Annotated in this window: 22 protein-coding genes; 6 read left to right on the top strand and 16 right to left on the bottom strand. The window is 73.1% G+C overall.

What is annotated here, in order from left to right; genetic code table 11:
* Positions 1–32: 32 nt before the first annotated feature.
* Together AB0D28_RS22150 and AB0D28_RS22145 are read right to left on the bottom strand one after the other, a co-directional pair.
* Positions 33–1,409, bottom strand: coding sequence for a serine hydrolase domain-containing protein (locus AB0D28_RS22150; RefSeq protein ID WP_357388480.1), 1,377 nt, complete (start codon positions 1,407–1,409; stop codon positions 33–35).
* Positions 1,406–1,750, bottom strand: coding sequence for a histidine triad nucleotide-binding protein (locus AB0D28_RS22145; protein WP_013475524.1), 345 nt, complete (start codon positions 1,748–1,750; stop codon positions 1,406–1,408). Before AB0D28_RS22145 ends, AB0D28_RS22150 begins: the two co-directional genes overlap by 4 nt.
* Before the next feature lie 80 nt (positions 1,751–1,830).
* On the opposite strand from AB0D28_RS22145, the gene AB0D28_RS22140 reads away from it, so the two are divergent.
* Positions 1,831–2,592 (top strand): SDR family oxidoreductase, encoded by a 762-nt coding sequence (locus tag AB0D28_RS22140; RefSeq protein WP_357388478.1) that lies wholly within the window; start codon positions 1,831–1,833, stop codon positions 2,590–2,592.
* Positions 2,593–2,708: 116 nt separating this feature from the next.
* Here the strand turns inward: AB0D28_RS22140 and AB0D28_RS22135 are convergent, their stop codons facing one another.
* The 3 genes from AB0D28_RS22135 to hrcA all read right to left on the bottom strand — a co-directional run bounded on the left by AB0D28_RS22135 (position 2,709) and on the right by hrcA (position 5,686).
* Positions 2,709–3,443 (bottom strand): 16S rRNA (uracil(1498)-N(3))-methyltransferase, encoded by a 735-nt coding sequence (locus AB0D28_RS22135; RefSeq protein WP_357388476.1) that lies wholly within the window; start codon positions 3,441–3,443, stop codon positions 2,709–2,711.
* 1 nt (position 3,444) lies between these two features.
* The gene (gene dnaJ, locus AB0D28_RS22130; RefSeq protein ID WP_269704585.1) at positions 3,445–4,590 is read right to left on the bottom strand and encodes a molecular chaperone DnaJ; all 1,146 of its coding nucleotides are present in this window, start codon (positions 4,588–4,590) and stop codon (positions 3,445–3,447) included.
* Positions 4,591–4,663: 73 nt separating this feature from the next.
* Complete coding sequence (gene hrcA / locus AB0D28_RS22125; RefSeq protein ID WP_262015148.1) at positions 4,664–5,686, bottom strand: heat-inducible transcriptional repressor HrcA; 1,023 nt, start codon at positions 5,684–5,686, stop codon at positions 4,664–4,666.
* 232 nt (positions 5,687–5,918) lie between these two features.
* Here hrcA and AB0D28_RS22120 point away from each other — a divergent pair, with 232 nt between their 5' ends.
* Positions 5,919–6,512, top strand: coding sequence for a DUF4870 domain-containing protein (locus AB0D28_RS22120; protein WP_357388473.1), 594 nt, complete (start codon positions 5,919–5,921; stop codon positions 6,510–6,512).
* Between the two features lie 39 nt (positions 6,513–6,551).
* On the opposite strand, the gene hemW is transcribed toward AB0D28_RS22120, so the two are convergent.
* Positions 6,552–7,775 carry a radical SAM family heme chaperone HemW gene (gene hemW / locus AB0D28_RS22115; protein ID WP_357388471.1) on the bottom strand — a complete coding sequence of 408 codons (1,224 nt, stop codon included), beginning with the start codon at positions 7,773–7,775 and terminating at the stop codon, positions 6,552–6,554.
* A 19-nt stretch (positions 7,776–7,794) separates the two neighbouring features.
* On the opposite strand from hemW, the gene AB0D28_RS22110 reads away from it, so the two are divergent.
* Positions 7,795–8,580, top strand: coding sequence for an enoyl-CoA hydratase-related protein (locus AB0D28_RS22110; RefSeq protein WP_357388469.1), 786 nt, complete (start codon positions 7,795–7,797; stop codon positions 8,578–8,580).
* Between the two features lie 102 nt (positions 8,581–8,682).
* Positions 8,683–9,540 carry a hypothetical protein gene (locus AB0D28_RS22105; protein ID WP_357388467.1) on the top strand — a complete coding sequence of 286 codons (858 nt, stop codon included), beginning with the start codon at positions 8,683–8,685 and terminating at the stop codon, positions 9,538–9,540.
* Between the two features lie 23 nt (positions 9,541–9,563).
* On the opposite strand, the gene AB0D28_RS22100 is transcribed toward AB0D28_RS22105, so the two are convergent.
* From AB0D28_RS22100 to AB0D28_RS22070, 7 genes are all read right to left on the bottom strand, one after another.
* Positions 9,564–10,397: a carbohydrate ABC transporter permease gene (locus tag AB0D28_RS22100; RefSeq protein ID WP_357388465.1), complete on the bottom strand. Its 834-nt coding sequence runs from the start codon at positions 10,395–10,397 to the stop codon at positions 9,564–9,566.
* Positions 10,394–11,380: a sugar ABC transporter permease gene (locus AB0D28_RS22095; RefSeq protein WP_357388463.1), complete on the bottom strand. Its 987-nt coding sequence runs from the start codon at positions 11,378–11,380 to the stop codon at positions 10,394–10,396. Before AB0D28_RS22095 ends, AB0D28_RS22100 begins: the two co-directional genes overlap by 4 nt.
* Positions 11,377–12,669 (bottom strand): sugar ABC transporter substrate-binding protein, encoded by a 1,293-nt coding sequence (locus AB0D28_RS22090; protein WP_357388461.1) that lies wholly within the window; start codon positions 12,667–12,669, stop codon positions 11,377–11,379. The genes AB0D28_RS22095 and AB0D28_RS22090 overlap by 4 nt, the downstream gene beginning before the upstream one ends.
* Before the next feature lie 224 nt (positions 12,670–12,893).
* A complete protein-coding gene (locus AB0D28_RS22085) occupies positions 12,894–13,178 on the bottom strand; it encodes a transglycosylase (protein WP_013287983.1) in 285 nt (94 codons plus the stop codon).
* Between the two features lie 253 nt (positions 13,179–13,431).
* Positions 13,432–13,719: a GlsB/YeaQ/YmgE family stress response membrane protein gene (locus tag AB0D28_RS22080; RefSeq protein ID WP_116507974.1), complete on the bottom strand. Its 288-nt coding sequence runs from the start codon at positions 13,717–13,719 to the stop codon at positions 13,432–13,434.
* Positions 13,720–13,941: 222 nt separating this feature from the next.
* Positions 13,942–15,819 carry a translation elongation factor 4 gene (gene lepA, locus AB0D28_RS22075; RefSeq protein ID WP_357388459.1) on the bottom strand — a complete coding sequence of 626 codons (1,878 nt, stop codon included), beginning with the start codon at positions 15,817–15,819 and terminating at the stop codon, positions 13,942–13,944.
* Between the two features lie 106 nt (positions 15,820–15,925).
* Entirely contained in the window at positions 15,926–16,462 is a 537-nt protein-coding gene (locus tag AB0D28_RS22070) for a DUF4240 domain-containing protein (RefSeq protein ID WP_357388457.1), read from the bottom strand.
* On the opposite strand from AB0D28_RS22070, the gene AB0D28_RS22065 reads away from it, so the two are divergent.
* Together AB0D28_RS22065 and rpsT are read left to right on the top strand one after the other, a co-directional pair.
* A complete protein-coding gene (locus AB0D28_RS22065; RefSeq protein ID WP_357388455.1) occupies positions 16,461–17,531 on the top strand; it encodes an aminoglycoside phosphotransferase family protein in 1,071 nt (356 codons plus the stop codon). The two genes, AB0D28_RS22070 and AB0D28_RS22065, sit on opposite strands and share 2 nt — an antisense overlap.
* Before the next feature lie 236 nt (positions 17,532–17,767).
* Positions 17,768–18,034, top strand: coding sequence for a 30S ribosomal protein S20 (gene rpsT / locus AB0D28_RS22060; RefSeq protein ID WP_357388453.1), 267 nt, complete (start codon positions 17,768–17,770; stop codon positions 18,032–18,034).
* 191 nt (positions 18,035–18,225) lie between these two features.
* Here rpsT and AB0D28_RS22055 read toward each other — a convergent pair whose 3' ends face one another.
* The 3 genes from AB0D28_RS22055 to AB0D28_RS22045 all read right to left on the bottom strand — a co-directional run bounded on the left by AB0D28_RS22055 (position 18,226) and on the right by AB0D28_RS22045 (position 22,196).
* On the bottom strand, positions 18,226–18,648 hold the full coding sequence (locus AB0D28_RS22055; RefSeq protein ID WP_357388451.1) for a hypothetical protein: 423 nt from the start codon (positions 18,646–18,648) through the stop codon (positions 18,226–18,228).
* Positions 18,645–19,625, bottom strand: a complete 981-nt coding sequence (gene holA, locus AB0D28_RS22050) for a DNA polymerase III subunit delta (protein WP_357388449.1) — start codon at positions 19,623–19,625, stop codon at positions 18,645–18,647. Before holA ends, AB0D28_RS22055 begins: the two co-directional genes overlap by 4 nt.
* Before the next feature lie 120 nt (positions 19,626–19,745).
* Positions 19,746–22,196 carry a ComEC/Rec2 family competence protein gene (locus AB0D28_RS22045; RefSeq protein ID WP_357388525.1) on the bottom strand — a complete coding sequence of 817 codons (2,451 nt, stop codon included), beginning with the start codon at positions 22,194–22,196 and terminating at the stop codon, positions 19,746–19,748.
* Between the last annotated feature and the right edge of the window lie 64 nt (positions 22,197–22,260).

Below are 22,260 nucleotides of genomic sequence, written 5' to 3'. Positions count from 1 at the left end.
TACGCACCGCGCCCATTTCGGGTGCCCGGCGGTCAGCCGCCGGCGCGGAAGTCGTACCCGTCGAAGGTCTCCTGGGCGCGGGTGAAGCGGTAGGTCGCCCAGTGCATCCGGACCACCACGCCCCGTTCGTCGCGGGTCAGCCGCAGCAGCTCCCCCGCCTCGCGGCCGGAGACCGTGCGGAACACGTCCGGCCGGTCCGGCAGCGGCGCGAACACGGCGGGCGGCCGCCCGGCCGGGTCGTCCGCGCCCCGCGCCCGCAGCGTCCCGTCGTGCCAGGAGAAGACGTACTCGAAGCCCTCGCCCCACCAGCGGCCCAGCACGCCGCGCAGGTGGGCCGGGGCGGGCGGGCCGGGACGCCACGGCTCGATCTCCGCCGGGTCGTGCTCGGCGGCGGCGGCGAGCAGCCGGTGTGCCAGGTCGAACACCTCCACGCCGGTGCCGGACGAGCCGAGCACCGCAGCGCCCATCGCCCCGGCGGTGCCCTGCCCGCCGCGCCGCCCGTAGACGGCGGCGAGGAATCCGGGCATCGCGCCGTCGTGGCCGACGTGGGTCACCCGCTCCGGCTGCGGGATCAGGATCAGCCCCAGCCCGAAGCCGGCCGACCAGACCGACTCGTCGGTGGGGGTGAGCGGCCAGCGCATCTCCTCGACCGTCGTCGCGGCGAGCACCGCGCCGTCCGGGTCCACCGCCGCCGGGTCGGCCAGGAACGCGGCCCAGCGGGCCATGTCCGTCGCGGTGCTCCAGAGCTGCGCGGCGGGGGCCACCGCGCCGAAGTCGGTGGGCGGTTCCGGGTGGGCCTCGTCGGAGTACGCGTCGACCAGGAACCCGGTGGCGGCGCGCCCGGTCGGCTGCGGGCCGGTGGCGGTCAGCCCGAGCGGGGTGAGCACCCGGTCGGCCAGCACCTCCGCCCAGGTGCCGCCGCGCAGCCGGGCGACAGTCTCGCCGAGCAGCGCCAGGCCGAGGTTGGAGTAGTGGAAGCGGCGACCGGCGGGCAGCACCCGCTCGACCCGGGCCAGGCCGGCCAGCAGCTCGTCGACGGCCGGGGCGCGCAGGCTGTCCCACACGTCGCCGTGCGGCTCGCGTTGCAGGCCGGCGGTGTGCGACAGCAGCCGGCGTACTGTCGCGTCGCCGTGCGCGGGCAGGTCGAGGTGCCGCCCGATCGGGTCGTCGAGGTCGAGCAGGCCGTCGTCGCGGCACTGCATGACCAGCGCCGCGGTGAAGGTCTTGGTGACCGAGCCGATCCGGAACACCGTCTCCGGCCCGAGCGCGGTGTCGTTGCCGGTGTCGCCGACGGCGCACGTCCACAGCGGCCGGTCGGCCCGGTGCAGGGCGGCCGAAACCGCCGGGATCCGCCCGGTGGCCTGGGCCTGGCGGACCATCCGGCCGAGCCGGTCGGACACGTCGGTCATCGGCAGAGCATCGGGCCGAGTGGCGCGCCGCCGAGCAGGTGGGCGTGCACGTGGAAGACCTCCTGGCCGCCGTACGGGCCGGTGTTGAACATCAGCCGGAACCCGTCCACGGTCAGGCCCTCCTCCTCGGCCACCACGGCGGCGGTCTGGAGCACCTCGCCGGCCAGCTCGGGTGCGCCCTGGGCCAGCGTGGCCACGTCCGCGTAGTGCTCCTTCGGGATCACCAGCACGTGGGTGGGCGCCTTCGGGTCGATGTCGCGGAAGGCCAGCGTGGTGGCGGTCTCGCGGACGATGGTGGCCGGGATCTCCCCGGCGACGATCCGGCAGAAGAGGCAGTCCATCGCAGCAGTGTAAGGAGAGGGCGCAGAGCGCGGCGGGGGCACCGCCGGACGGACCGGCCCGGTGCGGCAGGATGGCCGCCATGACGGGACGGGCGGTGCTGGTGACGGGGGCCTCGCGGGGCATCGGGCGGGCGGTGGCGCGGGCGTTCGCCGCGAGCGGGGACCGGGTGGCGATCCACCACCGGGACTCGGCCGAGCTGGCCGGGCGGCTGCGCGCCGAACTGCCCGGTGACGGGCACGTCGTGGTCCGCGCGGACATGGCCGACCCCGACGCGGTACGCGCCATGGTGGACGAGGCGGCCCAGCGGCTCGGCGGCCTCGACGTGCTGGTGAACAACGCCGGCGTGTTCGGGCCGGCCGATCCCCCGCACCCGGTCTTCGAGAGCAGCTACGAGCAGTGGCGGGCACGGTGGCGGGAGGTGCTGGACACCAACCTGGTCGGCGCCGCGAACGCCGCCTGGTGCGCCGCGCAGCACATGCGCGAACGCGGGGGCCGGATCGTGAACGTGTCGTCCCGGGGCGCGTTCCGGGGCGAGCCGGCCAACCCGGCGTACGGGGCCAGCAAGGCGGGGATGAACGCGATGGCCCAGTCGCTGGCGGTGGCGCTGGCGCCGTACGGCATCGGGGTGGCCTGCGTGGCACCCGGTTTCGTCGAGACCGACATGACGAACGAGCACCTGAAGGCCGAGCGGGGCGAGGCGGTACGCGCCCAGTCCCCGTTCCACCGGGTCGCCCGGCCGGAGGAGATCGCCGGGGCGGTGCACTGGCTGGCGAGCCCCGAGGCCGAGTGGGCGGCAGGCACGATCATCGACCTGAACGGCGCCTCCTACCTCCGCTCCTGACCCACCCCGACCCCGGCGGTCTTGCACCCTCAGCCCCGGCAAAACGTCACAAAAGAGACGCCACGCGGGCCGAACCTGCAAGATCGACGCGTGCGGGGAGAACGCCCGGGGGGGGGTTACCAGTGGGTCAGGCGGGTGGCCAGGACTGTCAGGGCGGCCACGCCTGCTGTGGACGTGCGCAGGACCGTCGGGCCCAGGCGGACCGGGCGGGCACCCGCGTCGGTGAAGGTGGCCAGCTCGTGATCGGCGATGCCGCCCTCCGGCCCGACCACGAGCACGATCTCGCCGGCCGTCGGCAGGTCGACTGTGGTCAGCCGGTCCCGGGCGCCCTCGTGCAGCACGAACGCGCCGGCCGCACCGGCGATCCGGCGGGCCACCGAGGCGGTGGACTCGTCAGGTGCGCCGGCCACCACCGGCAGCCACGGGCGGCGGGCCTGCTTGGCCGCCTCCCGGGCGGTCGCGACCCACTTCTGCCGGGCCCGTTCGCCCCGTTCGCCGCGCCACTGCGCCACCGAGCGGGACGCCGCCCAGGGCACGATCTCGTCCACCCCGACCTCGGTCATCGCCTGCACGGCGAGTTCGCCCCGGTCGCCCTTGGCGATGCCCTGCACCACGACCAGCCGGGGCACCGGCGCGTCCGCGTACCCCCGGCTGGTGACCCGCAGGTCGAGCGTCCCGCGGCCGACGGCGGTGACCACGGCGGCGGCGGTGCCGCCCCGGCCGTCGGCGAGCAGCAGTTCCTCACCGACGCGCAGCCGCTGCACGGTGGCCGCGTGGTGGCCCTCCGGGCCGTCCAGCGTCAGCGTGTCAGCGGTGGGCAGCGCCTCGACCAGGAACAGCGGGGCGGACACCTCAGGCGTGCCCGTTGAAGGCGTCGCGCATCCGGGAGAAGAAGCCGCCCTGCTTGGTCAGCTCGGCGACCTCCTCGCCGCGCGTCTTGGCGAAGTCGCGCAGCATCCGCTCCTGGTCGGCGTCGAGCTTGGTCGGGGTACGCACGTCCAGGTGCACGTAGAGGTCACCCCGGCCGGTGCCGCGCAGGTGCGGTACGCCCCGGGCGCGCAGCCGCAGCGTGCTGCCGGGCTGGGTGCCGGGCTTGACGTCGACGGCTTCCTCGCTGTCCAGCGTCTTGATGGTCAGCCGGGTGCCGAGCGCGGCGGCGGTCATCGGGACGGTGACCCGGCAGTGCAGGTCGTCGCCCTTGCGGGAGTAGACGTCGTGCGGCCGCTCGTGGATCTCGACGTAGAGGTCACCAGCGGTGCCGCCACCCGGGCCGACCTCGCCCTGCTGGGCGAGCCGGATCCGCATGCCGTCCTCGACCCCGGCCGGGATCTTGACGGTCAGCGAGCGGCGGGTACGCACCCGGCCGTCACCGGCGCACGTCGGGCAGGGGTGCGGGATGGTGGTGCCGTAGCCCTGGCAGACGGTGCACGGCCGGGCGGAGACCACCTGGCCGAGGAAGGTCCGCTGCACCGACTGCACCTCGCCCCGGCCACCGCACGCCTCGCAGGTCGCCAGGTGGGTGCCGGCGGCGGTGCCGGCGCCGGAGCAGGTGGTGCAGAGCACAGCGGTGTCGACGGTGATCGGCGCCTCGACACCGAACGCGGTCTCGTTGAGATCCAGTTCCAGGCGCAGGATCGCGTCCGCGCCGGGGCGGGTACGCGGACGCGGCCCCCGGCTGCCGCCCGCGGCGCCGCCGAAGAACGCGTCCATGATGTCCTGGAAGCCGACGAACGGACCGGCGCCGCCGGGCCCGCCCGGACCGCCCATGCCACCGCCGCCCGGGGCGAGCGGGTCGCCACCCAGGTCGACGATCTGCCGCTTCCGGTCGTCCGAGAGGACCTCGTACGCGGCGTTGATGTCCTTGAACTTCTCCTGGGCCTCCGGGTCCGGATTGACGTCCGGGTGGAACTGCCGCGCCAGCTTGCGGTAGGCGCGCTTGATCTCGTCGTCGGAGGCGTCCCGGCTCACGCCGAGAATGCCGTAGTAGTCCCTGGCCACTGCGTTAGGTGTCCTCATGTTCGTCTCGCGTCGCTCCGGTCGTCGGCCGGAACCGGCCGTCGGCCCTGACTGGTCAGTTCTGGGCCAGCAGTTCGCCCACGTAGCGTGCCACGGCTCTCACCATGGCGATATTGCCGGGGTAGTCCATCCGGGTCGGCCCGAGCACGCCGAGACCACCGACGATCGTGCTGCCCGGTCCGTAGCCGGTGCTGACCACCGAGGCGGCCCGCAGGTTGTCGAATTCGTTCTCGTCGCCGATGAGCACCCGGGTGGTGCTCGGCTCCGTCTCGCCGATCAGCTTGAGCAGTACGACCTCTTCTTCGAGCGCCTCCAGGATGGGCCGCAGCGAACCCTGGAAGTCGAGCAGGCCACCCCGGGTGAGGTTGGCCTGCCCGGCCAGCGCGAGGCGTTCCTCGTGCCGTTCCACGAGGGTTTCCAGCAGCACTGTGGAGAGCGTCGTCATGGCCGGGCGCAGATGCGGCGCGGACTCCTCGACGAGCGCCTGCACCAGCGGCGGCGTCTCGGCGAGCTGGCAGCCGACGAGTTTCTCGTTCACCAGCCGGCGCAGGTCGGTCACGTCGTCGGCGGGCACCGGGGCGGGCAGCTCGACCAGCCGCTGCTCGACCCGGCCGGTGTCGGCGATCATGACGACCATCAGCCGGGTGGTGGAGATCGGCACCAGCTCCAGGTGGCGCACCTTGGAGCGGGCCAGGCTCGGGTACTGCACCACGGCGACCTGCCGGGTGAGCTGCGCGAGCAGCCGGACCGTGCGGTGCACCACGTCGTCCAGGTCGACGGCGCCGACGAGGAAGCGCTCGATCGCCCGACGCTCGGCCGGGCTCAGCGGCTTGACCCGGGAGAGCCGGTCGACGAAGAGGCGGTAGCCGCGGTCGGTGGGCACCCGGCCGGCGCTGGTGTGCGGCTGCCGGATGTAGCCCTCCTCCTCCAGCACCGCCATGTCGTTGCGCACGGTGGCCGGCGAGACACCGAGCTGGTGCCGTTCGACGAGGGCCTTGCTGCCGACCGGCTCCTGCGTGGCGACGTAGTCCTCGACGATCGCGCGCAGCACGGCGAGTTTGCGGTCGTCGAGACCCATGTCCCACCTCCTGACGCAGCTCGGTCGGGCCGGCGCGCGGCATCCGCCGGGCGGCTGGCACTCGACTGTAGCGAGTGCCAGTCTACGTCGGCACCCCCGCCGACGCGACGAGCGCCTGACGGACCCGCGGTGCGGCCCGCCACACGGCCCGGCCCGATCGGCCCGAACAGCCGGTCATCGTCGGTCTGTGTCGCTCTGGTGCGAGTTGACCCGTGCACCTACCGTGGCGACCATGACTGAACCTCCTCGCCCACCGGGGGCAGGGGACTACGGACCCCAGCCCGACCCGTCGGCGCCATACGGCTCGTCGCCGGGCAGCGAACCGCCCACCGCTCCACTGTCCGGGGCTCCGGGTGCCGGCGGCTATCCCCCGCCCGGCGACTATCCGCCTCCGGGCGGCTACCCCCCGCCGGGCGGCACGCCCGGCTACGGCGCCGGCTACCCCGCCGGTGGCGGCTACGGCCCCGCCGGATACGCGAACAGCGACGAGAAGACGTGGGCCCTGGTGGCGCACTTCGGCGGCGCGGCCGGTGTCATCGTCGGCGGCGGCCTGCTCGGCTGGGTCGCCCCGCTGATCGCGATGATGACCCGGGGTCAGCAGTCGCCGACCGTCCGCGCCCACGCGGTCTCGGCGCTGAACTTCCAGATCACCTGGACCATCGCCAGCGTGCTCGCCTGGGTGATCACGGTCATCACCTGCGGGATCCTGTTCTTCGTCCCGATGCTGGTCTGGCTGGTGCCGCTGATCTTCGGGATCATCGGCGGGGTCAAGGCCAACGAGGGCGTGCTCTACCGCTATCCGATGACCTACAACTTCGTCAAGTGACACCGCCGGCCGGCCGAGGGGGCGGCCGGCCGGTGCCGGTCACGGCAGCAGGTCGCGTACCACCGCGTCGGCCAGCAGCCGGCCGCGCAGCGTCAGCACCACAAGCCCTCGCGCGTACGCCCCGGCGTCGAGCAGCCCGGCGTCCCGGGCCCGCTCGGCGCCCGTCCGGCCGGCGGCGTCCAGCACGTCCAGCGGCAGCCCGGAGGCGAGCCGCACCCGCAGCATCACGTCCTCCATGTGCTGTTCGTCCGGGCTGAGCTGTTCCCGGGCCAGTGCGGGCGAGGCGCCCTCGGCCAGCCGCGCCGCGTACGCGCTCGGGTGCTTGACGTTCCACCAGCGCACGCCGCCGACGTGGCTGTGCGCCCCCGGGCCCAGGCCCCACCAGTCGGCGCCGGTCCAGTAGAGCAGGTTGTGCCGGCACCGGGCCGCCGCCGAGCGGGCCCAGTTCGACACCTCGTACCAGGAGAATCCGGCCGCGCCGAGCGCCTCCTCCGCGGCCAGGTAACGGTCCGCCGCCACGTCGTCGGAGGGGTACGGCAGCTCGCCCCGGCGCATCCGCGCGGCCAGCCGGGTGCCGTCCTCCACGATCAGGGCGTACGCGCTGACGTGGTCCACCCCGGCGTCGACCACCTGGGCCAGCGAGGTGGCGAAGTCCTCTGCTGTCTCGCCCGGCGTGCCGTAGATCAGGTCCAGGTTGACGTGCTCGAACCCGGCGTCGCGGGCCTCCAGCGCGGCGGCGGCGGCCCGGCCCGCGCTGTGCCGCCGGTCGAGCACCGCGAGCACCCCCGGCGCGGCGGACTGCATGCCCAGCGAGATCCGGGTGTAGCCGGCCGCCCGCAGCGTCTTGAGCGACTCCGGGCTCACCGACTCGGGGTTGGCCTCGGTGGTCACCTCGGCGTCGGCGGCCAGCCCCCAGACGCGGTCGATGCCGTCGAGGATCCGGGCCAGGTCGTCGGCGGGCAGCAGGGTCGGCGTGCCGCCGCCGACGAACACGGTGTCCACCCGCTGCGGCGACGAGTCGCCCAGCACCCGGGCGGCCAGCGCCAGTTCGGCCAGCACGGAGTCGGCGTACGTCTCCCGGCTCGCCCCGCCGCCCAGCTCCGCGGCGGTGTACGTGTTGAAGTCGCAGTAACCGCACCGGCTGGCGCAGAACGGGACGTGGACGTACACGCCGAAGCCGCGCGCGCCGACGGCGCGACGGGCGGTGGCGGGCAGCGATCCGTCGCGCGGGACGGGTTCGCCTTCTGGAAGGACGCCGGGCATGGCCACTAGTGTGCCCGGCATGACCTCTCCGGACGCTCTCGTGCGAGTCGCCACGGCCCGTGGGGTGACCACCCTCACCCTGGACAGCCCGCACAATCGCAACGCGCTCTCCACGCCCCTGATGACCCAGCTGCTGGCCGGGCTGGCCGACGCGGTCGCCGACGACGCGGTACGCGCGATCGTGCTCGACCACACCGGCCCGGTCTTCTGCTCCGGCGCCGACCTGAAGGAGACCGCCGCCGCGTACGCCAGCGGCACCGTGCCCGCCGGGATGCTCGGCGACGTGCTGGTGGCGGTGCGGGAATGCCCGAAGCCGGTGGTGGCGAAGGTGGCCGGCCCGGCCCGGGCCGGTGGGCTGGGCCTGATCGCCGCCGCCGACCTGGCGGTCTGCGCGCGGGAGGCGACGTTCGCGTTCACCGAGGTGCGGATCGGGGTGATCCCGGCGGTGATCTCGGCGACCGTGCTGCCCCGGCTGGGTCAGCGCGCCGCCGCCGAGCTGTACCTGACCGGCGACACGTTCGACGGCCGCCGCGCCGCCGAGATCGGCCTGGTCACCGCCGCGGTGCCGGCCGACGAGCTGGACGCCGCAGTCGCGCGCTACTGCGACTCGCTCGTCAGGGGCGCGCCCGGGGCACTGGCCGGGGCGAAGGAGCTGCTGCGCCGGCCCGCCGGGCCTGACCTGCGGGCCGAGATCGCCGAGTTGGCCGCGCTGTCCACCGGGTACTTCCTCTCCGACGAGGGGCGCGAGGGCGTGATGGCGTTCCGGGAGAAGCGTCCTGCCGCCTGGGTGCCCGCCGGCGACTGAGCCGTACGGCGGGCCCCGGGTGAGCCGACCTGGGGCCCGCCGGTCGGCCGAGGCCCGCGCCGGCGGATGGGACGTACGCTTGTCGGACTGTCGGAACAGGGGGTGCGGGTGCGGACGCGAGGGGCGATCGTGGCGGCCGGTGTGGCGGTGTGCGTGCTGGCACTGCTCGCGGTCTATGTCGTGACCAAGCAGTTCGGCGAGCACCTGCGGCTGCCGCTGGCCAGCCGGACCTGCACGGTCAAGGCGGACGGCGAGGTGGTGCTCGGCGCCGACCAGATGGCGAACGCGGCCACCATCGCGGCCATCGGGATGCAACGCAGGATGCCCGAGCGGGCGGTGGTGGTGGCGCTGGCGACCGCGTACCAGGAGTCGCACCTGCGCAACATCGCGCACGGCGACCGCGACTCGCTCGGCCTGTTCCAGCAGCGCCCGAGCCAGGGCTGGGGCACCCCGGAGCAGGTGCAGGACCCGCGGTACTCGACGAACAAGTTCTACGCCGCGCTGAAGAAGGTCAAGGGCTGGGAGCGGATGCGGGTCACCGACGCCGCCCAGCGGGTGCAGCGGTCGGCGTTCCCCGAGGCGTACGAGAAGTGGGCGGACGAGTCGGAGGTCCTCACCCGGGCGCTGCTCGGCCACGCGACCGGCGCGGTGGCCTGCACCGTCTCCTCACCGCCGACGATGCGCGGCCCGGCCGCCGCCAGCGCCGTGCTGGAGAGCCTGTCGCTGGACTGGGGGCTGCCCCGGCTGCCCACGGCGACGGACCTGACCGCGCTCACCGTGCCGGCCGGTGACGACCGCAACGGCTGGCGGTACGCGCACTGGCTGGTCTCGCACGCCGACGACCACGGCGTGAAGAAGGTCCGCTTCGGCAACCTGGAGTGGACCGCCGAGCAGGGCTCCTGGGCCCGGGTGAAGGGCGACCCGGCCACCGAGGTACGCGCCGAGGTGTTCGCCGCCTGACCGGCGCCGGATCGCCCCGGCGCTCAGCCCTTCACCGCTCCGGCGACCAGGCCGGAGACCATCCGGCGCTGCACCAGCAGGAAGAACACGATCACCGGCAGGGTGAACAGCGTGGACGCGGCCATCACCGAGCCCCAGGCGGTGTCGTCGCGGCCGAAGAAGAACGTCATGGCCACCGGCAGGGTGTACTTCTGCTGGTCGTTGATGAAGGTCAACGCGAAGATCAGCTCGTTCCAGGCGGTGATGAACGAGAAGATGCTGGTGGCGACCAGGCCGGGCGCGACGAGCGGGAACAGCACCTTGCGGAACGTCTGGGCCCGGCTGGCCCCGTCGATGGCGGCGGCCTCCTCCAGTTCCTTCGGCACCGCCGCGACGAAGCCGCGCAGCATCCAGACCGCGAACGGCAGTGAGAAACCGAGGTACGTGAGGATCAGGCTGGGCAGCGTGTTGTAGAGGCCGAGCCGCTGGATCATCAGGAACAGCGGGATGACAAGCGCCTCCAGCGGGATCATCTGCACCACCAGCAGCATGATCAGGAACGTGGTGCGCAGCTTGAACCGGAACCGGGCCACGGCGGTCGCGGCGAGCAGCGCGACCAGCCCGCTCAGCAGCACCGTCACCAGCGCGACGAGCGCGCTGTTGAGGAAGAAGTCGGCGAACGTCACGCCCGGGATGAGGTTGCCGGTGAGGATCTCCCGGTAGTGCTCCAGCGTCGGCTCCGCCGGCACCGGCCGGGGCGTGGACGAGAAGATCTCCCGGTTGGGCTTCAGCGAGGTCGCCACCATCCAGTAGACCGGGAACGCGGCGAAGAGCGCGACCAGCAGGCCCGCGCCGTTGAGGGCGATCTTCTTCATCATTCGTCCTCCTGCCGCAGCACCATGCGGACGTACAGGGCGGTCACCACGAGCAGGATCACGGTGAGGATGACCGCGATGGCCGAGCCGAGGCCGTACTTGGGCGGCGGCGAGAACGCCTCCGCGTACGAGTAGATCGACAGCATGAACGTCGACCGGTCCTGGGTGCCGCCGGCCAGCACGAACTGCTGGGTGAAGACCTTGAAGTCCCAGATCGTGGAGAGCACCACGAGGATGCCGAAGACCGGCCGCAGGACCGGGAACGTGACCGACCAGAACACCTTCCACGGCCCGGCGCCGTCGACCCGGGCCGCCTCCTGCAACTCCGTCGGCACGCTCTTGAGCCCGGCCAGCACGCTCACCGCAATGAACGGGAACGAGTGCCAGACCACCACCAGCGTCAGGATGGCGAAGAACAGCAGCGGGTCGTTGAACCAGCCGTACCCGGTCCAGTCGCTGCGCCCGAACAGGGCCGTGGAGAGCCCGTCGGGGAGCTTGTTGAACAGCCAGGTGACCAGGCCACTCGTGTCGTCGAAGATCCACTTCCAGACGATCGTGCCGGTCAGCGCCGGGGTGGCCCAGGCGAGCATCACGCAGCTCGCCACGAACGTGGCCATCTTCTTGCCCAGGCGGTTGAGCAGCAGCCCGACCAGGGTGCCGAGGATCATCGTGAGCGCCACGTTGGCGAGCGCGAACAGCACCGTGTTGCGCAGCACCGTACGGAAGAACGGGTCGCCGAGGATCTGCGCGTAGTTGGCCAGGCCGACCCACGGCCACTCGCGGTCGCCGCGCAGCTGCCGGACGCTGTCCAGCTTGTGGAAGGACATCCACACGACCTGGCCGAGCGGCCAGAGCAGCAACACGGCGATGATCGCCAGGCAGGGCAGCAGGAGCAGGTACGGAAGGTGGTCCACCCGGCGACGGCGCCGCCGCGCGGGGGTCTCCCGCGCGGCGGCCTCGCCGGTGGCCTTGGTCAGCGTGGTCACTTGGCGTTGAGGATGCTTTCGATCTCGGTGGCCGCGTCGGCGGTGGCCTTCTCGACCGTCTTCTGGCCCTTGATGACCGAGCTGTTCATCGCCTGGGTCACCGTCTTGGTCCGGCTGACCTCGACCCACTTCGGGGTGAGCGGGGTCAGCTTGGTGTTCTGGATGGCGGTGGCGAACGCGGCCATCACCTTGTCGTTGGCGTAGTCGCCGCTGCTCACCAGATCCTGGTAGACCGGGAAGAAGCCGAGGCTGCTGGCGAACTCCTTGTCCTTCTGCTTGCTCAGCAGCACGGTCATGTAGTCCCAGGCCAGCGCCGCCCGCTTACTGTCCTTCCAGATGGCGATGTCGGAGCCGCCGGCGAACGCCGGGGCGGCCTTGCCGTCCGGGCCGGGGATCGGGAACGTGCCCCACACCTTCTCGATGTCGGGGTTGTCCTTCTTCATCGCGCCGCCCTGCCAGCTACCGGCGAACGCCATGGCGGCCTTGCCGGTGGCGAACTGGGTACGGGCGTCGACCTCGTTCCACCCGGCGGCGGCCGGCGGGGCGACCTTGTGCACGGTCACCAGGTCGGTCCAGAACTTGACCGCCTTCTGCGCCTCGGGGGTGTTGTAGCCGGACTTCCAGCTGTCGCCCTCCTTGGTGGCGATCTCCGCGCCGGCACCCCAGAGGAAGGAGTAGAACGGCAGCTCGGAGTTGCCGGGCAGGGCGATGCCATAGGTGCCGGGCTTCTTGGCCTGCACGGCCTTCGCGGCGGCGACCATCTCCTCCCAGTTCGTCGGCGGCTTCACGCCGGCCTCGGCGAACCAGTCGGTGCGGTAGTAGACGGCGCGTACGCCGGCGTACCACGGCACGCCGTACTGCTTGCCGTCCAGCTGGGCGTTCTTGACCAGGTCGGGCAGGATGTCCTTGCCCTCGGACCAGCCGTTGAACTTGTCCGAGACATCGGCCAGGGCCTCCTGCGCGGCCCAGCCCTGGGTCTCGGTGTTACCCAGCTCGGTGACGTCCGGGCCCTCGCCGCCGGCCAGCGCGGCCTGGAACTTCTTCGGCGCTTCGAGCCAGGGGATGTACTGCACCACGACGTCGGTCTCGGGGTGCTTCTTCTTGAACTCCGCCTCGACGCCGTCGAGGAACGTGGTCTGGGCGTCGCCGCCCTCACCCATCATCCACACAGTGAGCTTGCTGTTGTCGGCGGCGCTGTCGTCGTCGCCGGAGCCACCGCACGCGGTCAGCACCAACGCGGCCGACGCCACGATGGCGGTGACCGGAGCCAGCCGCTTCCACCTGTTCACGCCATATCTCCCTCAGGGCCGTTTGGCACTAACCTTCTCCGCCGCACCTTAGTAGGAAAATTTCCTTTACAACAGGGGGTGTGCGTGACGGAGGGCACAGGCGACCGTATCGCAGCCGGAGCCCGGCCGACATCGATGCCGACCGGGCTGTTCGGAGCCCCCGCATACGCCGACGGGCGCCCGGCCGGTGAGGCCGGGCGCCCGTCGAGGCGCGGGGTGCGGGGTCAGTAGCGCGAGACGCCGCGGCGACGGCCGACGCCGGCCACCAGGGCCACGCCGATCGCGGCGAACAGCACCTGCAGCATCAGCTCGCGCCAGTCGATACCGGCGGTCTCGGCGAAGCCGGAGGCCCGGGCCACGATCGTGCCCAGAAGCGCGGCGCCGACACCGATCAGCATGTGCAGCCAGATCGGCATGTTCTGACGGCCCGGCACGACCAGCCGGCCCAGCGCGCCGACGATCAGACCAACGACCAGCGCCGTGATGATGCCCCAAACGGTGAGCTCCATGGTCGCCCTCCTCCTTAAGATCGGGTCACACATTCCTGTGTGGTTACTGTCGTGATCGCTAAGTTCCCGACCGCCCGGAAATCCAAACCGACTCCGGTGACGAATTGTTCAGACGTACCCTGACCTGCTACTTCGCCCCGAAACCCGGCGCGGCGGGCGGGCCCGGCGCACCGACAGGGTTCAATGCGCCGAATGCGCCGACGGGCGCCCGGCCGGTGCGGCCGGGCGCCCGTCGAGGCGCGTGGTGCGTCGATCAGTAACGCGAGACGCTGCGGCGGCGGCCGACGCCGGCCACCAGGGCCACACCGATGGCGGCGAGCACGACCTGCACGGCCAGCTCGGCCCAGTCGATGCCGGCGGTCTGCGTGGCGATGCCGAGCGCGCGGGCCAGGACGGTACCCAGCAGCGCGGCGCCGACGCCGATCACCATGTGCAGCCACATCGGCATGTTCTGACGGCCCGGCACGACCAGCCGGCCCAGCGCGCCGACGATCAGACCCACGACGAGCGCGGTGATGATGCCCCAGACGGTGAACTCCACGGTCGGTCCTCCTAAACGATTTCGCACGTTCTGTGCGTTTGCTGTCGTGCCCGCTAAGTGCCCGACGCATCGAAAACCGAAACCGGCCGCATCGACCGCCGCTCCCCCGGCCTGGCCGAATCCGCAGGTGGGAGCGCTGCCACAAGCTGAAAATTCCCTGGGTACGCGACCGGCCGGCACCCTCGCAGGAGAGGACGCCGGCCGGTTCGTGGGCTCTGACGGCTACTTCTTGCCGGCGGGCTTGCCGTCGCCGGAGTCGGACGACAGCGCCGCGATGAACGCCTCCTGGGGGACCTCCACCCGGCCCACCATCTTCATCCGCTTCTTGCCCTCCTTCTGCTTCTCCAGCAGCTTGCGCTTACGGCTGATGTCACCGCCGTAGCACTTGGCGAGCACGTCCTTGCGGATCGCGCGGATGGTCTCCCGGGCGATCACCCGGCTGCCGATCGCCGCCTGGATCGGCACCTCGAACTGCTGGCGCGGGATCAGCGTGCGCAGCTTCGCCGCGATCGTCGTCCCGTACGTGTACGCCTTGTCCTTGTGCACGATCGCGCTGAACGCGTCGACCGGCTCGCCGTGCAGCAGGATGTCCACCTTCACCAGGTCGGACGCCTGCTCGCCGGAGGGCTCGTAGTCGAGCGAGGCGTAACCCTTCGTACGGCTCTTGAGCTGGTCGAAGAAGTCGAAGATGATCTCGGCCAGCGGCAGCGTGTAACGCAGCTCCACCCGGTCGGCGGAGAGGTAGTCCATGCCGAGCAGGCTGCCCCGGCGGCCCTGGCACAGCTCCATCACCGCGCCGACGTAGTCGTTCGGGGTCAGCACCGTGGCCCGCACCGTCGGCTCGTACACCTCGGCGATCTTGCCGGTCGGGTACTCGCTCGGGTTGGTGACCACGATCTCCTCGCCGTCCTCCTGGATGGCGCGGTAGACCACGTTCGGGGCGGTGGAGATGAGGTCGAGGTTGAACTCGCGCTCCAGCCGCTCCCGGATGATCTCCAGGTGCAGCAGGCCGAGGAAGCCGCAGCGGAAGCCGAAGCCCAGCGCGCCGGAGGTCTCCGGCTCGTAGACCAGCGCGGCGTCGTTGAGCTTGAGCTTGTCCAGCGCCTCGCGCAGGTTCGGGTAGTCCGAGCCGTCGATCGGGTAGAGCCCCGAGTAGACCATCGGCTTCGGGTCCTTGTAGCCGCCGAGGGCCTCCTTGGCCGGATTGCCGTTGATGGTGACCGTGTCACCGACCCGGGACTGGCGCACGTCCTTCACGCCGGTGATCAGGTAGCCCACCTCGCCGACGCCGAGCGCGTCGGCCTTGACCATCTCCGGCGAGATGACGCCGATCTCCAGCAGCTCGTGCACCGCGCCGGTGGACATCATCTTGATCCGGTCCCGGGCCGAGATCCGGCCGTCGATCACCCGGACGTACGTGACCACGCCCCGGTAGACGTCGTACACCGAGTCGAAGATCATCGCGCGGGCCGGTGACTGGGCCTCACCCACCGGCGGCACGAACTGCCGGACGATCTCGTCCAGCAGGTAGGGCACACCGTCGCCGGTCTTGCCGGAGACCCGGATGCAGTCCGACGGGTCGCCGCCGATCAGGTGGGCCAGCTCCTCGGCGTACTTCTCGGGCTGGGCGGCCGGCAGATCGATCTTGTTGAGCACCGGAATGATGCGCAGGTCGTTCTCGAGCGCCAGGTAGAGGTTCGCCAGGGTCTGCGCCTCGATGCCCTGCGCGGCGTCGACGAGCAGGAGCGCGCCCTCGCAGGCGGCCAGCGAACGGGACACCTCGTAGGTGAAGTCGACGTGCCCCGGGGTGTCGATCATGTTGAGCACGGCGGCCTCGCCGGCCCGGTCGCCCTCACGGATCGTCCACGGCATCCGCACGGCCTGGCTCTTGATGGTGATGCCGCGCTCGCGCTCGATGTCCATCCGGTCCAGGTACTGCGCGCGCATCTGCCGGGGGTCGACCACACCGGTGAGCTGCAACATCCGGTCGGCCAGGGTCGACTTCCCGTGGTCGATGTGGGCGATGATGCAGAAGTTCCGGATGCGCGCCGGGTCGGTGGCACCAGGAGCGTTCGCGCCGGGATCGAGCGTCGGTGGCACAGCGGTCCGTTCTGGTCGGCTGACGTGAGCGGGCCGGCGCGCCGCCGGCCCCCTCCATGGTCCCACGTCCTCCGGGACGCGCCCGGACTCCCCCTTCACTCCACGGCTATTCCACAGGTGGCTCGACGAACAGGGCGGCCAGCCTCGGCAGCCGGCGGCGGGCCTCCTCCTCGTCGTCGAAGTCCCAGAAGTCGTTCAGGTCGGGCACCGGGACCGGGTCGCGCTCGGCCGGCAGGTCGGACGCGGTGGCCTTCCGGTACGCGTCCCACGGCACCGCCAGCATCTGCTCGCACTCGAACTCCTCGCCGCTGAGCGCGGCGGCCCGCACCTGCGGCAGCCCGGCCAGCGCGTCCGGGTCGCCGACCGCCTTGGCGAACACCGTCCGCCCCTGCGTCATCAGCCAGCCCCGGAAGTACTCGAAGCCGTCGTCCGAGGCGCCCCCGTTGATCAGGTAGGCCGCACCCCACAGGTCGACCTTGTAGGAGGCGGCGAGCACCCGCCGCTGGTGGTGGGCGTAGCCGACGATCTCCTCCGGGTCGCGCTCGGCCAGCAGCGCGACCGCCCGGGCGGCCACCGCGTCGGGCTCTCCCCCGGCACCGGCGCGGGCGTCGTCGATCAACTGCCAGAACTCGTCGGTCCTCATGGTGGGCAGTCTGGCAGAGCCCACCGACGCGCCGGCCCGACGCGCGCCGCCGGTGCGGCAGCATGGTGCGGTGCGCGCGATCTCCCTACCGCCGGTTCCGTACGGGTCGACAGCCGTCCGGCCCGGCTGGCCCGACCTGCCGGCCGGGCTGCGCGACGCGCTGGCCGCCCGGATCGGCGGTCCACCGGCGGCGGTACGGGTGGCGACCGGCGGGTTCACCAGCGGCTTCACCGCCGTGCTGACCGGCCCCGCCGGGGAGCGCGTGTTCGTCAAGGCGGCGGCGCTGCACGGGCAACGGCACCTGGTCGACTGGTACGCCCACGAGGCGGCGGTCCTGGCCCGGCTCCCGGCCGGGCTGCCGGTGCCCCGGCCGCGCTGGGCCCTCACCGAGTCCGGCTGGTACGCGCTCGCGCTCGACGCGATCGACGGGCACACCCCCCGGTTGCCCTGGGCGCCGGCCGAGCTGGACGCCGCCCTCGCCACGTACGCCGAAGTGGCCGCCGCGCTCGCCGACCCGCCCGCGGAGCTGGCCGCGCTCCGGCTCCCCCGCCTCGCCGACCTGGCCCGCGACGACATCCTCTGGTGGGGCGAGGTGGCCGCCGGGCGCGAGCCGCTGCCCGAGCCGGCCGCCGGCGCCCCGCTGGCCGAGCTGGTCGCGCTGGAGTCGCGCCTGCCCGGGTACGCCGACGCCGCCCCCGGGCTCGCCCACGGCGACCTGCGGGTGGACAACCTCCTGATCGGCCCCGAGGGACGGGCCTGGCTGTGCGACTGGCCCTGGCTCTGCCACGGACCGGCCTGGTTCGACCTGGCCGGGCTGCTGCTCACCGCGTACGCCAGCGGCCTGGACGCGGACGCCGCGTTCGCCGGTCACCCGGCGGCGGCCGGAGCGCCCGGCGACGCGCTGGACGTGACGCTCGCCGCGCTGGCCGGCTACTACCTGACCGGCGCCGCGGCCGGGCCGCCGAACGGCTCCCCGCACCTGCGCGCCCACCAGCGCTGGAGCGGGGAGCAGGCGCTCGGCTGGCTGGCCGAGCGGCGGGGCTGGTCCTGGGCTCGTCCCACCTCTTGATCCACACCGCTTCGCCGGGAGGGCGGGGACGTCTCCCGCGCCCAGCCCGGGAACCGGTCCGGCCTGGCGTGGTCCCTGGCCGCGAGGGCAGGATGGTGGCGGTGCCGGAAGGGCCGGGCGGAGGCGTTTTGGCTCGTCCGGGGCCGACCTGGTAGCCTGGCTTTTCGCGCGGCGATGACGCATGCTCGTCGTGCGCGAAAGCAGACCAACCCGAGCTATCAAGACGAGGCTGTCGCGTGGCGAACATCAAGTCCCAGATCAAGCGCAACCGGCAGAACGAGAAGCGCCGGCTGCGTAACAAGTCGGTCAAGTCGTCGCTGAAGACCGCCATCCGGAAGTTCCACGAGGCTGCCGAGGCGGGCGACACCGAGAAGGCCACCGTGCTCATGCGTGAGGCCACCCGCAAGCTGGACAAGGCTGCCAGCAAGGGTGTCATCCACTTGAACCAGGCGGCCAACCGGAAGTCGGCGATCGCCAAGCGCGTCGCCTCGTTCTCCGCCTGACCAGCGCTACAGATCACACCGGAAGCCCCGGGGCCATCGTGCCCACGGGGCTTCCGCCCGTCCGCCCTCCCCTGATCGCGCCGGCACACCAGCGCGAGATCTTGGTACGAGGTGGCCCCCACAGGGACTGAACAGCCCCCACAGGGGCCGTTTCGTACCAAGATCTGCGGCGTGCTCACGGGCGACGCGTGCTACCGCTCGCCTGGGTGGTGGAACGTCGACCGTTGCGGGTGGTGGTAGCGGACTCCCCGGGAGCCGGCGACCGGCATCGCGCGGGCGCTGGCCGGCACCCGGGCCCGCCCGATCACCGGCTCCATCTGCCGGCGGAAGCGGTCCCGCTCCTGCTCCGGCACCTGCGCCGCGGTGCGGACGACCACCTCGGCCACCACGTCGTTGAGCTTGACCATTGCGGCCACCGCGATCGGCAGCACCACCACCGCCCACCAGCTCACCAGCTCCGCGAGCGCGAGCAGGACGGCCAGCGCCATCGCGCCCTCGAAGAAGAGGAAACAGAGCACCCCACCCGGGTTGATGAAGCGCAGTCCGAGCACCCGGGCGTAGAGCGGTCGGTACCGCTCCTCGTCCGTGGCCACCGTCGACCACGCTCGGGTCACCGGGCGCCGCCCTGCCGGGCCGCGGCCACCGAGAACACGGCCCGCTCCAGCGCGTACGCGCGGTCGTCGGCGCCGCCCTTCACCGCCGCGTTGCACTCGGCGGCCACCCGCATCGCCTCGACCAGCCCCTCCGGCGTCCAGCCCCGGGCGCGTACCTGAGCCTTCTCGATCTTCCACGCCGGCATGCCGAGCGTCTTGGCCAGTTGGAACGCGTTACCCCGGCCGGCGGCGGCGACCCGGGCCACGGTCCGTACGCCGTCGGCCAGCGCGTCGGCGATCGGCACCGGGTCGACGCCGACGTGCAGCGCCCACCGCAGCGCCTCCAGCGCGCCTGGCACGTCACCGACCATCGTCGCGTCGGCGACGGTGAAGCCGGTCACCTCGGCCCGGCCCCGGTAGTACCGGGCGACCGTGTCGGCGCCGATGCGCCCGTCGGTGTCGGCGACCAGTTGCGAGCAGGCGGCGGCCAGCTCGCGCATGTCGTTGCCGACTGCGGCGACCAGGGCGTCGGCCGCGTCGGGCGAGCACTTGCCGCCGATGCGGCGGATCTCGTCCCGCACGAAGGCGGCCCGCTCCCGGTCGCCCTTGAGCTTGACCGCCGGCACCACTGTGGCACCCGCCGCACGCAGGCCGTCGGCGAACGCCTTGCCCTTGGCCCCGCCCAGGTGCAGCACCACCAGTTGCACGTCCGGGTCGGGGTTCTTCGCGTACGCCAGCAGCGCGGTGGACAGGTCCTTGCGGGCGTCCTGGCCGGAGCGGAGCACGAGCACCCGGCGACCGCCGAACAGCGACGGGCTGAGCATCTCGGCGATCTCGCCGACAGTGAGCGTGCCGGCCTGGTATTCCCGCACGTCCACGTCGGGGTCGACCTCGCGGGCCCGAGCGACGGCTTCGGTGACCGCTCGCGTGGCGAGCAGCTCCTCGTCGCCGAGGACGAGCACAATAGGAGGCAGGTCGGCGGGGGTCACGTCGCCCATACTCGCACGCCCTCCGACCCTGCCGGGCCCGCTCATCGGGGACTGTGACGGCACAGCCCGCACACAGCGCAAATCCAGACATTTGCCTTGATCTACCGCCTACCGCCACAAGATCCCCGTTCATCGTGACGGTTCGGACTCGCGGCCGCGCCTCACCACCACGAGACCGTCGCCCGCCCGGACCGCGGCGACGTCCCCGTCGACGTCGGTGCGCAGCACCCGGGCGCCACCCCGGGTCAGCCGGTCCAGCAGCCCCGCGTTCGGATGCCCGTAGTCGTTGTCGACGCCCACGCACACCAGCGCCACCGCCGGACGCACCGCGGCCAGGAACTCCGGCGCCTGGTACGCCGACCCGTGGTGGGCGACCTTCAGCACGTCCGCCCGGATCGCGGCGGCCGGCGTCGTCTCCAGCATCGCCCGCTGCTCCTCGGTCTCGGCGTCACCGGTGAGCAGGATCCGTACCCCGCCCACTGTGGCGGCCAGCACCAGCGAGTTGTTGTTCGGATCGGACCGGCTGCCCCGCAGCGGATACGGCGGACCGACAGCTGCCAGGTCCACCGCACCCGCCCGCCACCGCCAGCCCGCCCGCACCGAGGCGAGCGGCGCACCGGCCCGGCGGGCCGCCTCGCGTACCTGGGCGGCGCCGTAGGGCGGCTCGGACCAGGACGGACCCACCACCGCGCCCACCCGCCGGCCCCGGAACACTCCGGCCACGCCGCCGACGTGGTCGACGTGGAAGTGACTGACCACCAGCAGCGGCACCTCGCGTACGCCAAGGCGGCGCAGGCAGGCGTCCACGCCGGACGGCTCCGGGCCGGCGTCGACCACGACGGCCCGGCCGGGGGCGACCGGCAGCACCACGGCGTCCCCCTGCCCCACCGCGCACGCCACCACCACCCAGCCGCGCGGCGGCCAGCCGGAGGCGAGCAGCCGGATCGGCACCGCACCGAGCACCACAGCGACCGCGACGACAGCGATCAGCCGCCGCGCCCGGCGTCGCCGGAAGCCGAGCAGCAGCGCCACGCTCACCGCCGCCAGCAGCAGGGCGCCGGCCACCCCGCCCGCCCACGGGAGGTTCCCGGCGGGCAGGTCCGCCCCGTATGCGGCGACCGCCACCAGCCAGCGCGCCGGCCAGCTCGCCAGCCAGGCCAGGAACTCCGCGCCGCCCGGCCACAGCGGTGACAGCACCGCCGCCAGCACCCCGAGCACGGTGGCCGGCGCGACGGCGGGCACCGCGAGCAGGTTCGCCGGCACCGCCACCAGGCTCACCGTCGCGGACAGCCCGGCGATGACCGGGCCGCAGGCCAGTTGCGCGGCGGCCGGCACCGCGAGCGCCTCGGCCAGCCCGGCCGGTACGCCCCGGCGCCGCAGCGCGTCCCGCCACCCGGGCGCGAGCAGCAGCAGTCCCCCGGTGGCACACACCGACAACGCGAAGCCCGGGTCGCCGGCGAGGTCCGGGTCGTACAGGATCAGGCCGGTGACAGCGGTGGCGAGCGCCGGCAGCGCCGACCGGGACCGCCCGGCGGCGAGCGCGGCGAGCCCGATCGCGCCCATCGCGGCGGCGCGCACCACGCTCGGCGACGGCCGCACCAGGATGACGAACCCGACGAGCGCGAGTACGCAGAGCACGGCGGCGGTACGCGGGCCGGCGCGGGCCCAGCGGGCCAGCAGCAGCACCGCCCCGACGACGATCGCCACGTTCGACCCGGACACGGCGTTGAGGTGGGTCATCCCGGTGGCCCGGAAGTCCTCCTCCACCTCCGGCAGCAGCCGGCTGGTGTCGCCCACCACCAGGCCGGGCAGCAGCCCGCCCGGCGCGTCGGGTAGCGGCTCGCAGGCCCGTTGCAGCCCGGTCCGCAGCACGCCCGCGGCCCGTTGCGGCCACGACGCCGCGCCGCGCGGCGTGGGCGGGCCGGTGGTGGAGAGCACGACGGCGGTCAGGTCGCCGCCGCGCGGCGCGGACAGCCGTCCCCGGCTGGTGACCCGCTGCCCGGGGAGCAGTGGACGCCAGGCCGGGTCGGTGGCGAGCACCAGGGCGCGTACCGGGCCGGTGACGCGCGCGCCGTCGGGCCCGGTGAGCCGGATCAGATCCACGCGGACCAGCAGCATCGGTTGCCGCCCGGGCGCACCGCGTACCGGGCGGGGATCGTCGCGCAGCACCAGCTCGGCGGTGACCTGGGCACGGTCGGCGATGAGCGCGCGGACCGGAGCGGCGTCGCGGACCACGACGCGGGCGCCGGTGGCCGCCGCCCCGCAGAGCACGCCGAGCAGCACGGCGACCGCGATCCAGCCGTAGCGGCGGGCCGCCACACCCGGCCGGCCCAGCACACCTCCCAGGTGCAGGCCCGCGAGCAGGGCGAGCGTGGCGGCGACGGCGGCCACCCACACCGTCACCCCGAGGCTGAGGTGCAGCCCGGCCAGCGCGGCGAGCCACGCCGCCACCGCCAGCCCGGCCAGCCGCAGGTCGGGAGCGTCGCGACCCGCCGACTCCCCGTCGACGGTGAAGGAGCTCGCGGGAATGCCTCGGCCGCGCTCGCCGCTCGCCGCGGCGCCGGATCGCGCCCGCTCCATACCCGTCACGCGGGCACCGGCTCGTTCGGTGGTGCCCGCACCGGCGAAGTTGGGGCGATCCAGG

The sequence above is a fragment of the Micromonospora sp. NPDC048169 genome (assembly GCF_040652815.1).
In the GTDB taxonomy this organism is placed as follows: domain Bacteria; phylum Actinomycetota; class Actinomycetes; order Mycobacteriales; family Micromonosporaceae; genus Micromonospora.
This window is presented reverse-complemented; position numbering and strand designations above follow the sequence as displayed.